The organism is Candidatus Enterococcus moelleringii, from assembly GCF_017377575.1.
Classification (GTDB): Bacteria; Bacillota; Bacilli; order Lactobacillales; family Enterococcaceae; genus Enterococcus_A; species Enterococcus_A moelleringii.
The window spans coordinates 117,254-130,917 of record NZ_JAFREM010000002.1 but is presented as its reverse complement, the minus strand read 5'-3'; the positions used below and the strand labels follow the sequence as shown (position 1 = coordinate 130,917).

Genomic DNA, 13,664 nt, shown 5'->3' with positions numbered 1-13,664 from the left:
TTGTTGCTAGTATCGGTAGTGTAAAGAGACAATGTTTTTTTCGGAGGTGACGGAAATGAAGATGGTAAAAACAATTGGGGTGGAACGGACTTTCGGCCAAGGGGATACCGCCGTTCACGCCTTGCGAGGCATTAATTTAGAAATCGACAACGGAGAATTTTTGGCGATCGTGGGAACCTCCGGCAGCGGCAAATCCACCCTGCTGCACATTTTAGGCGGGCTGGATCAGGCCACTAAAGGAGAAGTCATCATTCACGATGCCAATCTGGAAGGCCTGCCAGATGAAGAGCTGACTATTTTCCGGCGGCGCAATATCGGCTTTGTTTTCCAGAAATTTAATTTGGTTCCGATCTTGAATGTTTGGGAAAACATCACGATTCCAGTTTTACTGGACAAAAAACAGGTGGATGAGGCCTACATCAATGAAGTGATCCAGCTTTTGGGACTGACCGAAAAAATCAAGGCCTACCCGAATCAATTATCTGGTGGACAGCAGCAGCGGGTGGCAATTGCTCGCGCTTTGGCCAATAAACCGGCAATTCTTTTTGCCGACGAACCTACCGGAAACTTGGATTCCAAAACTAGTCAAGATGTCTTGAGTCTGTTGAAGGTCACCAGCCGGCGCTTCAAACAAACCATGGTCATCATTACCCACGATGAAGAAGTGGCGCAGCTAGCCGATCGGATCATTCGTTTAGAAGATGGAGAAATTGTCTAGGAGGGCTGCGCTATGAGCAAACTATCTACCCGCCGCCCGCTGACGAGCTTAACCTGGCGCTTTATCACCAGCTATCGGAAAAATACCGTGGCGCTGATTTTCAGTCTCGTTTTAGCGGTGGGCTTAATTTTCAGCATGCTGACGCTGCTGCACACCAATCACCGTATTACCGCCAAGCAAAATTTGTTTATCTATACCGCGATTGATTACGAACTCAGCGGCCTTTCGGCGGAACAGGTCCAGCAGCTGGAGGAAATTGAAGGTATTCAACACCTGGGGGTCAGCCAGATGTTTTCTAAAACCATCGAAACGCCTGATCACCAAGAAGGCCGGCTGTGGGCCGCCAACGAATCGGATATTTTAGCCGTCTCTACTCTGCTGTCAGGCCGAATGCCCCGAAACAATCAGGAGGTAGTAGCGGAAAAATGGGCATTGCTGAATCTGGGGGTCAATCCGTTAGTCGGTCAAAGCTTCAGCTTGCCGGTACGGGATTCCGCTGATTCTAACGAAACCAGGCCGCAAACCTTTACCTTAGTGGGGATTATCAATGACTTAACCTTTAACAAACGAGCCGGCCTGGTCTCAATGACCACCGCCTTAGATTTGTCTGCTGTCCAAGATGATTCCCTAATTGCCACCGTGACCTTCAAAGGCGGCAACAAGCAAATCGACGAGATTCAGTCCAAGCTGCAGTTAAAGGATAAACAAATCCAACAAAATGTCTGGCGGGAAAATACCGATGAGCTGTTGGCGCTGGATGTTCAGATGGGCATTTTGCTGATCGTTGTCTGCGCCTTGGTCATTTACGGCATTCATCGCATTGCGCTAATGGTGAGAAAAGAGCATTTCGGCGTTCTGCGGGCTCTAGGATTGACTGAAAGACAGGTCCGCCGCATTATTTTAAGCGAATTACTACTGCTATTTTTCGTCAGTTTGCCGCTGGGGGTCCTGCTAGGCTGGCTGTTTTCCTACGGCGTGGCCTATCTATCAAAGGACTTGGAAAATCAAATCTACTTTTGGGGCCAAGCTGATCCCTTCGATTTAGTGATTCCAGTGCTGCCGATTGTGCTTTGTTTGATCGGTTTGCTAGGGTCGGTTTTGCTGATTGGTTTGATCGGCTCCCGCAAAGTCAACGACGGCTCGATTACCGAAATCATTTTTGGTGAAAAGGATTCGTCAGAAAAGTCCCTGCAAATTATTCATTTGAAGGATAAAGGCAAGCTGCTGGGAATCAGCCAGCAGATCGGATTAAAATATGTGTTCCGCGACATCAAAACGTCCCTGTTTGTGGTCCTGTCGCTGGTGATGGCCTGCACCTTGTTTATCAGCTTAAGCTACCAAGCAATTTTGGCGAAGGAAAATCAGCAAATCCGCCTGACCACTAATTTTCACAACAGCGATTATCTGATGAGCACTTACAATGATCAAGATACCAGCTTCGGCATCCGCCAGAGCACCTTTGAAAAGATTGCTCGGCTTAAAAACGTGACCCAGATCGAAACCCAGGCCGCCCTGCCAGTTAAGGTAGTGGACACCGGCGTCACTCGCAACACGGAATTTTTCGATTCGAGAAACCACTACGTGCAACGGGACTACGGCTTCTCCCTTACCGGCCAGCAGCAGAGCGACGCGGTTTTTCACACAAAATACAAAGGCTACAATCACGCTGCCTTAAATCAGCTGCGCCGCTATCTCGTCAGCGGCGACTTTGATCCCGCTGGACTGAAAGAAAATGAAATCATTGTGGCAATGCCTACCACTAGTCAATACGGGCAGTCGAAAGGCATGACCGGCTTCTTCAAAAAGGGCCAGACTGTGATGGACTATCAGATTGGCGACCAATTGACCATAAAATATCCGAGTGATTTAAAAACTGCCGATGACGCTTATTGGCAGATGTCCGATACCGGCTCCTACACGGAGAAAAAACTAACAATTGCAGCGATTGCCTATTATCCCTATATGCCTGAGGTCTCCCTGCTGGAGCAAGCCTATCCGCTGCTAATCACCAGTCAGGAAAACTTTCAAAAAGTCGTGCCGGAACCAACCTTTGAAACCATCAATCTTACGGCCGCAGAAGGAACTACTAAACAGCAACAGGCGCAAATCGAAAAAGAACTGATCGCCCTAGCGGTGGAAAATCAGCAGGTGACCGCCCGCAGCATGATTGAGGAAAAAGAACAGCTGCATTCCATTTATCGCAAAGAAATGGTCTATGTCATCGGCATCGCCGCCGTCGTGTTGGTACTGGTGGTCATGAATCTCAGCAAAACCTTTAAATACCGGATCGAAACCCGCAAAAGTGAACTGTTTTTGCTGAAAGCTTTAGGCCTGACAGTGGCCGAGACCAAACAGATGATTATTTTCGAAAATCTAATCTTCGGCATGACTTCAGCTGCGTCAGCGATCCTGCTTTCACTCCCGGTCACCCGCCTTCAGTATCAGCAGGCGCAGATTTATTTGCTAGGCAAAAGCTATGAGTATCCCGTGGTTCAGACCCTAGTGTTAGTCCTTCTGACTTTAGGCTTTTGCATTATTATCAGCCTGCTGCTGGCAAAGGACTTGCACCATTCAAATATTTTGGAAGAGCTGGATAAGGTGGAGTAACTAGCAATCAGTAAAAAAGCGTTAGAAAAAAACGTTTTGAAGATTTTTTCACTAAACTAGCAAAAATTTCTTCAAAACGTTTTTTACTTAATGACCAACTCAGTTTCTTTATCAAAGAAATGCCCTTTACTCAAGTTAAAGGCTAACTGGACATTCTCACCAGGTTTATGAAAATCTCTTGCATCAACCTTGGATACAAATTCAGTATCACCAATTTTTGTGTACAACAGTGATTCCGCTCCTAAAAGCTCAGAAACCATCACCTCTGCTGTTACCACAGCACCATCTGACGAATCAATCGCTATTTGTTCACTATGAATGTCTTCTGGTCGAATACCAAAGCAGATATTCTTTCCTTCATAACCTTTTTCAACTAAAAGCTTGTTTTCGCCGTCAGAGATCTTCAAACTCAGACCATGATTGTTACTAATAATTCCTTGCTGCAATTTAACATCAAAGAAATTCATTGCTGGCGAGCCGATAAAACCAGCCACAAAAATATTCACCGGAGTATCGTAAACTTCTTGAGGGGTACCGATTTGCTGAACAAGCCCATCCTTCATAATTACGATTCGATCGGCCATTGTCATCGCTTCCGTTTGATCATGCGTCACATAGATTGTCGTAGTTCCCAAACGTTGGTGCAGCTTAGCTATTTCCGCCCGCATCGACACCCGTAATTTCGCATCCAAATTGGATAATGGTTCATCCATTAAAAAGACTTGAGCGTCTCGAACGATTGCTCGACCCAATGCCACCCGCTGACGTTGGCCACCAGATAAAGCAGCAGGTTTTCGTTTCAAATACTCAGACAAGCCTAGTACTTTCGCGGCATCTTCCACCCTGCGTTTGATTTCCTCAGATTCATATTTTCGCAACTTTAAGCCAAACGCCATATTATCATAGACAGTCATATGGGGATATAACGCGTAGTTCTGAAAGACCATTGCAATATCTCGATCCTTTGGCGGCAAATCATTAACCACTTTGTCCCCTATTTTCAATTCCCCATCAGTAATATCTTCCAGTCCTGCAACCATTCGCAAGGTAGTAGATTTTCCGCACCCGGAAGGGCCCACGAAAACGATAAATTCTTTGTCATCGATTTCTAGGTTAAAATCGGTCACTGAATAGTCTTCAGCATTATCATATTTTTTATAAATGTGATTTAACGTAAGTTGTGTCATGGCACTACATCCTTCTCTTGTTTTCTTTATTATCAACCTTCAGCAATTATTTTCCTCCAGACATAGCAATACCTTCGATAAATTGTTTTTGGAAGATTAAGAATACAATAATCAATGGTATACAAGCTAAAAACGATCCAGCCATAATTAACGGAAAATCAGTTGTTCCATATTGTCCGTTCAAGGTTGCTAATCCAGCAGTCAATGTCATTTTTTCGGTAGAAGTATTGATGATTAACGGCCAAAGTAGTGAATTCCACCCGAATAACAAGGCAAAAATCCCTTGAGAAATCAAAGCAGATTTAGATAGCGGCAAAATAATGGTGAAGAAGATTCGAACCCGAGAGCAGCCATCAATGATCGCTGCCTCTTCGACCTCTTTTGGTATCGTCATAAAGAATTGTCGCAATAAAAATGTTCCAAATGCTGAAAAAAGACCTGGTAGGAATAAAGCTGGAATTGTATTTAACAAGCCTAATTTCTGAATAACTAAATATTGTGGAATCAAGAAAATTTGACCTGGAACCATCAAAATAGACAGCAGCAAGACAAACAGGAAATTGCGAAAAGGAAATTCCAAGCGAGCAAAGGCATACGCCGCCAATGCGCAAAGCAATGTTTGAACAACGACAATCATTAGTGTGGAAACAAACGTATTGAAATAGAAATTACCGAAAGGGAAAATCTCGAAAATTCGCCGGTAATTCTCCCATTGCGGTACCTCAGGCAAAATTGTTGGCGGCACTTTAATTGCTTCGCTTCTAGTTTTTAGCGAGGTTAAAATCATCCAAATGAACGGGAAGACCATCATCACTGATCCAAGAATCAACAATAGATGGACAAGTATTTTGTTGGTAGTTCGACTTTTTTGCATCTTGTTGACTCCTCTCTAATATGAATAATGAACCCATTTTTTCTGTAGAGCAAACTCTACAATCGTAATAAGCAATGTAATCACCAGTAGAACAACTACAATTGCAGCACCGTATCCTTTATCATTAAAGACAAAAGAATTTCGATAAAATAGATACGCGACTGACTGAACACTTCGCAATGCCGGGTTCGTTTGAGAATACATCATATAAATTAAGTCATAAACCTGCAAAGCAGTTATTAAGGTCGTTATTGATTGGAAAAATACGGTAGGGCTTAGCAACGGAACAGTAATACTAAAGAATTTTTTGACCGGACCTGCACCGTCAATTTCTGCAGCTTCGTAATAGGTGCTTGGAATACCTTGCAATCCTGATAAAAAGATGACAATAGAAGTTCCCAAAGAACTCCAGACACCCACGATAATTAATGCTACAATCGCCCAGCGAGAACTATTCAGCCAATCAGGTCCTTGAATCCCTACCAAACTCAACACCTGATTAATAATCCCAAAATCAGAATTAAACATCCAGCGCCAAATCATACCAACGGCCGAAGTCATTGTTACAGCTGGCAAAAAGTAAATCACTCGGTAAAAACTTTTTCCTTTGATTTTTGAATTTAACAATACAGCGATAAAAACGGAGATGATGATTGCCACTGGAACGGTAAACACGGCATAAAGTAACGTATTCTTAAGGGCTTGTATTAATTCAGTATCTCCCAGCAAGCGTTGATAGTTTTCGAGACCGACCACTTCATATCCGCCGAACATCCCCCACTTAGTAAAAGAATAAAAAATACTTTGAAACAAAGGAATCAAGTAGAAAACAATAATTCCGAGAAACAGTGGGGCTATAAATAGCCCCGCTGTAATTACCTGATCCTTTTTGTACTTTTTAAAAATAATATTAGGAGATTTTTTCCGAGATTCGCTTACTTTATTTGCTTGTTTCAACTCCATGCGAATTCCTCCTAATAATTATTTTCTCGCTAAAATTTCATCGGCTTTCTCAGCAATTTCTTTACAGCCTTCTTCAACTGTCTTGTTTCCAGCCCAAACTTCATTCATAATATCCTGTTCTGCCGCAGTTGCTGCCGAAGAATTTTTGTAATTAGAAAATGGAATTGCATAATCTACTGCATCAACAAATACTTGTAGATTTTTTTCTGGATATGCTTGTACCCAAGCATCTGCTGTTCCTTCATAAGACGGGATAACAGTACCAGATTCAGCTACATGTTTCATTTGTTCTTCTTTAGACAAGAATTCTACCCATTTTTTAGCTGCATCTTTATTTTTTGAACCTGCATAAACAACATTTGCTAAAGAGTTGGAGGTCGTTGCTCGTTCCTTGCCTTTTGGCAGAGGTGCTACATCAACATTTGCGCTACCGTATTCATCTTCGAACACTACCGGCGCTTGATACGAGCCATCAATGATCATTGCTACTTTTCCAGAAATCAGCAAGTCGGTTGCATTTGTATTCCCAGTTACTTCAACCGGTGTGCCTCCACCATTTTCGACAAAATCATACCAGTATTGAACACCTTCAATGGTTGCTTTGTCAGTAAAGCCAGATTTTTTTCCATCTTCACTGAAAGGACGACCATCATTTTGATAGATAGTCTGATAGTAGCCAGTTTCCCATTGTGGAGGAGTAGCTAGACCATAAACGCCTTCATCTTCTTTCGTTAACTGTTTTGCTACTTCTTGCAGTTTCGCCCAATCCCAAGATTCATCTGGATAATCAATCCCTGCTTCATCAAACATTTTTTTGTTGTACCACAAAGCGTTGGTATCATAATCCTTCGGTATACCGTACAAATTACCTTCTTGAGTATAAGATTCTTGGTATTGAGACGGAATTTTATCTTTATCAAATTCAATGTCGTCTAAAGGTTCTAGAACCCCATTGTCGATGTAGTCGATTGCACGAGGGATATTCATCCAAAACACGTCAGGTGCATTTTCACCAGTTACCGCTGTCTCAAGCTTTGTCCAATACTGAGCCCAAGGTGTAACCTGGAATTCTACCTTAATATCTGGATTTTCTTTTTCAAAATCGGCCGCAATTTCTTCAAAAACCGGTGCTTGCTGTTTATCCCAAAGGCCATAAGAAATAGTTACTTGATCACCGTTCTGAGCTTCGCCGCCTGAATCATTCGTAGTTGAACCTCCACCACATGCACCTAAAACACCCACAGCTAAAATACCTGTGATACCCACCAATAGTTTTTTATTCATCTGTCTATCTCCTTTTATTTTTTAGAAAATCAATTTCTTTTTACAAAGTGACTGTCTTTTTCTGATCTGCCGATGCTACTTCCGCTTCTGCAATACGAATTGTTTCCATTGTGCTTGCTAACGGTGCGGCCTCCTGCGGATCTTTACCGTCGATTATTGATTGCGCAAAATGCTTAATTTCGATATAGTAGCCGCTCTCTGAGTCAATATCAGGTTCAAAGGAGTCTTCGTTGTTAGGATAATCAACTAGTTTACCTTTTTCCAAAATAATCGTGCCTTCTTGGAATGAAAAACGGAAACGCATTTCAAAACCAAAATCATTATTATTTATCGTCCAATTATCCTGTGCATTTACTACTACATCATCAAATTCATAATTGGTAGAAACCATATCATAGCCACTGCCTTCAAAATACACTTTCCCAATGCTGTTAACCGATTTAGGTGTACCCAGCAGCCAATTGATCGTATCGACATCATGAATATGCTGATCTAATAAACAACCGCCAGAACGAGCATTATCCAATAGCCAGTTGTCCCAAGACCATAGAGGAGTTGTTCCGCCTCTAAACAAAGCAACTTCGTTCAGTTTTCCATAGCGGCCGCTGTCTAAAGTATCTTTGATATAGCGGTAGGATGGGAAAAAGCGTAACGTTTGGCCGATCATTAAGTAACGATCATACTTAGTTTTAGCATCAATCATTTCCTGACAAGCAGCAGAAGAAATCGCCATTGGTTTTTCACAAAAGACATGTAAACCTTTTTCCATTGCCTTGATGCTGTATGGTGCATGCAAGTAAGTTGGCAGACAAAGATCCACATAGTCCAAATTTTCTTTGTCGATCATTTCTTCCATATCGGTATAGAAATTGAATTGAGAAAAATCAATACTTTTATCACTGACATCAATATTTCCTTGAGTTAATTCACCGGTTCTCTTTTTTTCATCTACATCGCAAATAGCAACTAATTCAAGCGGGTAACCTTCATCCATCAAGCGTTTATAAATTCCTAAATGTGAACTCCCCATAAACCCTAAGCCAACTAAACCAACTTTTAACATCTAAATTCCTCCAATTATAGTTTTGTAATGTATTCCAAAGCTGCAGAAGTATCTGTGGCCAATTGCTTACCGTTTGTTGTATAAGGAGATAACTCACAAGTCAGCGGGCCTTTATATCCAATGTCATTTAAAGCTGTCACGACTGCCTGCCAATCCACATTGCCTTGCAATAAATTAGTAAAGCCTTGAATACTGCCAATTGATGTCTTAAAATCTTTTACATGAATTTTTGCAATACGTTTACCTAAGATGCTGATCCATTGCTCTGGAAATCCATATTGTAAAATATTCCCTACATCAAAATAGGCTCCAACGTATGGACTATCAATTTCATCGATTAATTGCCGCATTTCTAACGGAGACAACAAAAATTTATTCCAAACATTTTCGATGCCAATCACCACTTGACGTTCTTGAGCATAAGGAGCTAATTCTTCCAGCGCACTTTTGGCAAAGCTGTAGCACTCGTCATATGGGCGACCTGCACTAACAACGCCAGGAACGACTAAGATTGTATCCCCGCCTAAATACTGACAAAAATCGATCATTTTCTTAACGATGTATTTTCCCTTTTCGCGATCTGATTCTTTTTCAGCATTCAATGGATATTTCCAATGCAGAGCAGTAGACAGGCTTTCGATTGGCAGCTGATATTTTTCAGACAATCTTTTAATATTCGCTAAATCATCTTCACTAGCTTCTAAAGTTAAATCTAACTTTTCGGCCAATGCTAAATCTTTGGAGACAATAGTCTCCGAAATTTCAGCTTCTGTCACGTTCAATTCGATCGTGTCGAAGCCTGCCTCTTTCGTAACTCTAAACTGCTCTTCTAAAGACAAGTCGCTAGGCAAAGACCAAACATTCATTCCTTTCTTCAAAAAAATTCCTCCTTTTAGATTTTGATTGTTTTTTCCAAACGAGCAGCTTCAAAAGCACCTTCAGTTATTCGCACGGTGTATAACCCATCTTCACCCGATACAGGAGCTGATAAATCATGGTCAATCGCGTCAATGAATGCTTCCATCATCAACCGATCCATATTTTCTTCATAATAGAAGCTTTCCACAATTTGACGTTGATCATCGAATAGATTCATTTTCCTCCCAAAACCATCGACGACTAAGTACCCTTTCTCAAAAACCAGTTCTAAAATCGCATCTCCCCAAATCGGATAGGTTTCCGGGCGATTCCACGAAGTATCCAAGGACATGATGACTTCACCTTCAAAGCTCAACAGGACCAAACCTGTATCTTCGACCGCTAGCGTCTCATCCGTTTTACTGATAAAAGCTGAAATCTCTTTTACTTCTAAACCAAATAAATAATTGACCAGATCTAAAATATGAACAGTATGATCAATCAAAGCGCCTCCGCCAGACAAATCTGGTTGTATGAACCATTCACCAGGATTTTTTCCATGATTGGAAGAATTGATGGCAAGTAATTCCCCTAACTCTTTCGCTTCAATTACCGGCTTGATATCTTGAATCGTTTGGCTGAAACGAACAGGGTGTGCCACCATCAGTTTTACCTGGTTTTCTTTCGCTGCAGCAATCATCTCCTCGCAGTCTTTAGCGCTTAAAGCCATCGGTTTTTCAACAATGATGTGCTTTTTGGCTGACGCTGCTTGTAAAGCCAATTCTTTGTGAAAAACATTTTCTGAACAAATTAAAACCGTATCACAGCCGCTATCAAAAACGGCTTTTGGGTTTTCTAAATTCCGCAAACCCTCTTCAAAGCAAAATCGTTCGGCCTTTTCAGAATTCCTGTCATAAACACCGGTAATCGAGATTTCTGCCCTCTTTAATTCAGACACATAACTGGCTGCATGGATGTGCGCGACTCCTAAAATTCCAACCCGCATCAAGAAACCCTCTCTTTCGAAATTGCTAACTGTTTAAACAGCGCCTTAATCTGTTCGTCAATTTCTTCTGTACTAAAGAAATTGAAGGGATAACCATAAATAGTAAAAGCACTATCTGAAGAAGAATCATATTGCACCATACCCAGATCTCCGACAACTTCAACTCTAAACAACGCCTCTTGTTTTGAATCCAGCAAAGCTAATGAAAGATTGAATAATGACCCATCACTAAAACAACCTGCAATCAAAACAGCCTGCGCATTTCTTTGTGGAATTATCCGTTGTATTGTTACTTGAGGATCAGTTGCCCTTTTGATATCCAAAAGAAATTGCAGTCCTTGTTGAGCAATCCTCTCGATATCATCTTCGCCGGCTAACTGATAACAGCTCAAACGTAGAAAATTCACTTTATCAATTGAGCTTTTTTTACAAGCTTCTATGAGCTTTTTTTTAAATTGCAAGTATACCACCCCTTGAAGTATGCGTTTTCATTGATTACAATTAGAATACTAGATGTCTATGCAGATAAGATTTAGAAAAAAATATTCTTCACTTGCAAAAAAAGACATTCTGCTTCAGAAATACTTTTTAACCTTAGAAAATATGAAATAATAAAAAAAACGTCATTTGCGAGGTGACTTTATTGGAACTGGATCCCGATATCAAGCTTCTTCCGATTAAAGAGATTAGTGACTTATCCTTGTTCTCATTTAAGCCTGATACGAAGCATCAAATAAACAAACTTTATCACTGGATTTTCTATTCGATTAATTCTGGTACCATTACCCTTTTCATCGGAAAAGAAAGCCTGTATCTAGAAGCTGGAGACTGCATTATACTTCCCAATGGTGAACAGCATTCCTTTGCGACTTCCCAAAAAGAAACAACACAAGTGACAATGATTACCTTTGACTCATTTACAGGATATTCACCATTAGATCCTTTAAACAAACAAATTCTACATTTGTCTGAGCATCAAAAACATCTGGTTCGCGCCATTTTCTATAGAGCAGCGTTGGTTTATCCACAGATGTCAGAAAACGCGTTTAATCTTCGGCAACTCATTCGAGATGCAGACCCTATTGATGAACAAATTTTGTACCTGCATTTTTCAGAGTTAGTTTATTCTATGATTCAAGACCATAGACGACTTACTGCTAAAAAGGAGCATGTGTCACCAAAAATCCATAAACATGACTTAATCTCTCAAATAATGGCTTATATGGAAGAAAATCTAGACAAAAATATCACTATAGAAGAATTTGCTAACCATTTTTATATAAGCGCTTCCCACATAAAAAAAGTGTTCAAAGAATACACAGGCTACAGCATGATTAATTACTATAAAATCCTCAAAATTGAAAAAGCGAAGGAACTAATTTTATCAAATGAAAAAAGCTTCACAGAAATCGGATTAGAATTGGGTTATGACAGCATTCATCATTTCTCGAATACTTTCAAAAAATATACTGGATTAAGTCCGACTAAGTATAAGCAATCAAAAGAAGCCGTTGATCAGAAAATGAATGAATTAAGTTAGGAGGCATACTATGCACGCAGAAAATATTCACGCATTATCCTTAGCCGAACAGGGAGAACTAGGGGAAATTGATTTTACTCGGATCACAATCTCCACAAGCTGTAATTCAGAAATTAAAAAAGAGGAGATCATTAAGGAAAATTTGAGCTTCGTGCGCTCTTTACATCAAAATCAAATTAAAAGTCTTTATGCTTCAAGCAATGCCGAAGAAACTGTTTTCTTAATCTCTTTGCAGTTTCTAAATGACTCTCTAAGCAATATTTTCTTGGACTTCACCTTTTCAGATTCCGATTCGTACATTAAAAAATTTGAAATTTCAGGCAGTGACGGTATTTATGAATACCATAGCGGTCAACATAGTGCATTTTATTCAAACTTCTTAATCTCTGGACCTTATGATCCCTGCTTTTACAGTTCAGTTTTAGATAATATTTGGCTGGATGAATTGTTGCAAAGTATCAAACAAAGCAGTAAACAAAATATACTGATGAAATAGAGGAGAGCCTATGAAAATTGGAATTATTGGCTGCGCACATATGCAAGCAAATTCGTATACAGAGGAATTTATTAAAGAGAAGGTTGAAATCATCGGTATCTACGACCACAATTTACTGAGAGGCAGCCAATTCGCCAAAAAATATGATTTACCTTTTTTTAAAAGCCTTGAAAAAATTCTATGTACTGATATTGACTCGGTTTTGATCTGTTCAGAAAACTCGCTCCATTTTGACTACACTCTTGCAGCATCATTGCATAAAAAGCATGTAATTGTAGAAAAACCTTTAGCCTTAACCACTCGTGACGCGCTAAATATGATCGTTGCATGTCGGGAAGCAAAAGTTAAATTATTAGTGGCACATCCGATTCGGTTTTCTAAAACAATCTTGGATTTACAAGACGAATACAGTCAAGGGAATTTAGGCAATATTATTGCGATGAATTGTACAAACCGAGGGAAGAATCCAGGCGGTTGGTTCTTAGACAAAGAATTATCAGGAGGGGGTGCTATTCTTGATCATATGGTTCACTTAATCGATTTATCTCGATGGCTATTCCAGTTTGAAATTGCCTCGATTGTTGCCCGAGCACAACGACGAGCCAATAATGAAATCGAAGATGCCGGATTGATCAATATTGTTTTCACTAATGGAGCCATTTTAAGTTTGGACACCTCTTGGAATCGTCCCTTAAATTACCCAGTGTGGGGAGATGTTACGTTAGAGATTATTAGTGAAAAAGGATTTACTTTTGTCGATGCAATCGGGCGAAAAGTAGATTTTTACACTCGAGACGACAATTACAGTTATTTAAATTTTGAACCCAGCATGGATTCTGTAATGATTCAGTCGTTTATTGAATGTATCAATCAAGATCAGTCCGAACCTGTAAACGGTTTGGATGGCCTATACACCGTTCAAATTGCTACCTTAGCCTATCTTTCGTTAAAAATGGACAGAGTAATTTATAGACATGAATTTGAAGAATTGTTAGATCAGCCGCTAGTTTCAAAGCATACACCTTAAAACTACCGCCCCCAAAAGTTAGGATTTTTGGGGGCGGAGTA

13 protein-coding genes are annotated in these 13,664 nt (G+C 40.5%); 5 read left to right on the top strand and 8 right to left on the bottom strand.

All coding sequences use genetic code 11. From position 1 onward, the window contains the following. Positions 1–55: 55 nt before the first annotated feature. A complete protein-coding gene (locus JZO70_RS01125) occupies positions 56–718 on the top strand; it encodes an ABC transporter ATP-binding protein (RefSeq protein ID WP_207671685.1) in 663 nt (220 codons plus the stop codon). A gap of 12 nt (positions 719–730) precedes the next feature. Beyond that, the gene (locus JZO70_RS01120) at positions 731–3,325 is read left to right on the top strand and encodes an ABC transporter permease (protein ID WP_207671684.1); all 2,595 of its coding nucleotides are present in this window, start codon (positions 731–733) and stop codon (positions 3,323–3,325) included. A gap of 83 nt (positions 3,326–3,408) precedes the next feature. On the opposite strand, the gene JZO70_RS01115 is transcribed toward JZO70_RS01120, so the two are convergent. From JZO70_RS01115 to JZO70_RS01080, 8 genes are read right to left on the bottom strand one after another with little or no spacing between them, the layout of a single operon-like run. Further along, on the bottom strand, positions 3,409–4,512 hold the full coding sequence (locus tag JZO70_RS01115) for an ABC transporter ATP-binding protein (RefSeq protein WP_207671683.1): 1,104 nt from the start codon (positions 4,510–4,512) through the stop codon (positions 3,409–3,411). 46 nt (positions 4,513–4,558) lie between these two features. After that, positions 4,559–5,386 (bottom strand): carbohydrate ABC transporter permease, encoded by an 828-nt coding sequence (locus tag JZO70_RS01110; RefSeq protein WP_207671682.1) that lies wholly within the window; start codon positions 5,384–5,386, stop codon positions 4,559–4,561. Between the two features lie 15 nt (positions 5,387–5,401). Continuing rightward, the gene (locus JZO70_RS01105; protein ID WP_207671681.1) at positions 5,402–6,349 is read right to left on the bottom strand and encodes a carbohydrate ABC transporter permease; all 948 of its coding nucleotides are present in this window, start codon (positions 6,347–6,349) and stop codon (positions 5,402–5,404) included. An 18-nt stretch (positions 6,350–6,367) separates the two neighbouring features. Beyond that, positions 6,368–7,633, bottom strand: a complete 1,266-nt coding sequence (locus JZO70_RS01100) for a sugar ABC transporter substrate-binding protein (protein WP_207671680.1) — start codon at positions 7,631–7,633, stop codon at positions 6,368–6,370. 40 nt (positions 7,634–7,673) lie between these two features. Then, positions 7,674–8,696 carry a Gfo/Idh/MocA family protein gene (locus tag JZO70_RS01095; RefSeq protein WP_207671679.1) on the bottom strand — a complete coding sequence of 341 codons (1,023 nt, stop codon included), beginning with the start codon at positions 8,694–8,696 and terminating at the stop codon, positions 7,674–7,676. 14 nt (positions 8,697–8,710) lie between these two features. Next, positions 8,711–9,574 carry a sugar phosphate isomerase/epimerase family protein gene (locus JZO70_RS01090; RefSeq protein ID WP_207671678.1) on the bottom strand — a complete coding sequence of 288 codons (864 nt, stop codon included), beginning with the start codon at positions 9,572–9,574 and terminating at the stop codon, positions 8,711–8,713. Positions 9,575–9,588: 14 nt separating this feature from the next. Next, complete coding sequence (locus tag JZO70_RS01085; RefSeq protein WP_207671677.1) at positions 9,589–10,560, bottom strand: Gfo/Idh/MocA family protein; 972 nt, start codon at positions 10,558–10,560, stop codon at positions 9,589–9,591. Then, positions 10,560–11,021 carry a hypothetical protein gene (locus tag JZO70_RS01080; RefSeq protein WP_207671676.1) on the bottom strand — a complete coding sequence of 154 codons (462 nt, stop codon included), beginning with the start codon at positions 11,019–11,021 and terminating at the stop codon, positions 10,560–10,562. The genes JZO70_RS01085 and JZO70_RS01080 overlap by 1 nt, the downstream gene beginning before the upstream one ends. Positions 11,022–11,203: 182 nt before the next feature. Here JZO70_RS01080 and JZO70_RS01075 point away from each other — a divergent pair, with 182 nt between their 5' ends. The 3 genes from JZO70_RS01075 to JZO70_RS01065 are packed head-to-tail and all read left to right on the top strand — an operon-like array spanning position 11,204 to position 13,623. Next, complete coding sequence (locus JZO70_RS01075; RefSeq protein WP_207671675.1) at positions 11,204–12,100, top strand: helix-turn-helix transcriptional regulator; 897 nt, start codon at positions 11,204–11,206, stop codon at positions 12,098–12,100. A gap of 10 nt (positions 12,101–12,110) precedes the next feature. After that, positions 12,111–12,596, top strand: a complete 486-nt coding sequence (locus JZO70_RS01070) for a hypothetical protein (protein ID WP_207671674.1) — start codon at positions 12,111–12,113, stop codon at positions 12,594–12,596. A gap of 10 nt (positions 12,597–12,606) precedes the next feature. Next, positions 12,607–13,623 (top strand): Gfo/Idh/MocA family protein, encoded by a 1,017-nt coding sequence (locus tag JZO70_RS01065; RefSeq protein WP_207671673.1) that lies wholly within the window; start codon positions 12,607–12,609, stop codon positions 13,621–13,623. The last annotated feature ends 41 nt before the right edge of the window (positions 13,624–13,664 follow it).

Bases quoted from the DNA above. Each gene is read 5' to 3' on its own strand.
- JZO70_RS01125 (WP_207671685.1), top strand. From the start codon at position 56: ATGAAGATGGTAAAAACAATTGGGGTGGAACGGACTTTCGGCCAAGGG.
- JZO70_RS01120 (WP_207671684.1), top strand. From the start codon at position 731: ATGAGCAAACTATCTACCCGCCGCCCGCTGACGAGCTTAACCTGGCGC.
- JZO70_RS01115 (WP_207671683.1), bottom strand. From the start codon at position 4,512: ATGACACAACTTACGTTAAATCACATTTATAAAAAATATGATAATGCT.
- JZO70_RS01110 (WP_207671682.1), bottom strand. From the start codon at position 5,386: ATGCAAAAAAGTCGAACTACCAACAAAATACTTGTCCATCTATTGTTG.
- JZO70_RS01105 (WP_207671681.1), bottom strand. From the start codon at position 6,349: ATGGAGTTGAAACAAGCAAATAAAGTAAGCGAATCTCGGAAAAAATCT.
- JZO70_RS01100 (WP_207671680.1), bottom strand. From the start codon at position 7,633: ATGAATAAAAAACTATTGGTGGGTATCACAGGTATTTTAGCTGTGGGT.
- JZO70_RS01095 (WP_207671679.1), bottom strand. From the start codon at position 8,696: ATGTTAAAAGTTGGTTTAGTTGGCTTAGGGTTTATGGGGAGTTCACAT.
- JZO70_RS01085 (WP_207671677.1), bottom strand. From the start codon at position 10,560: ATGCGGGTTGGAATTTTAGGAGTCGCGCACATCCATGCAGCCAGTTAT.
- JZO70_RS01070 (WP_207671674.1), top strand. From the start codon at position 12,111: ATGCACGCAGAAAATATTCACGCATTATCCTTAGCCGAACAGGGAGAA.
- JZO70_RS01065 (WP_207671673.1), top strand. From the start codon at position 12,607: ATGAAAATTGGAATTATTGGCTGCGCACATATGCAAGCAAATTCGTAT.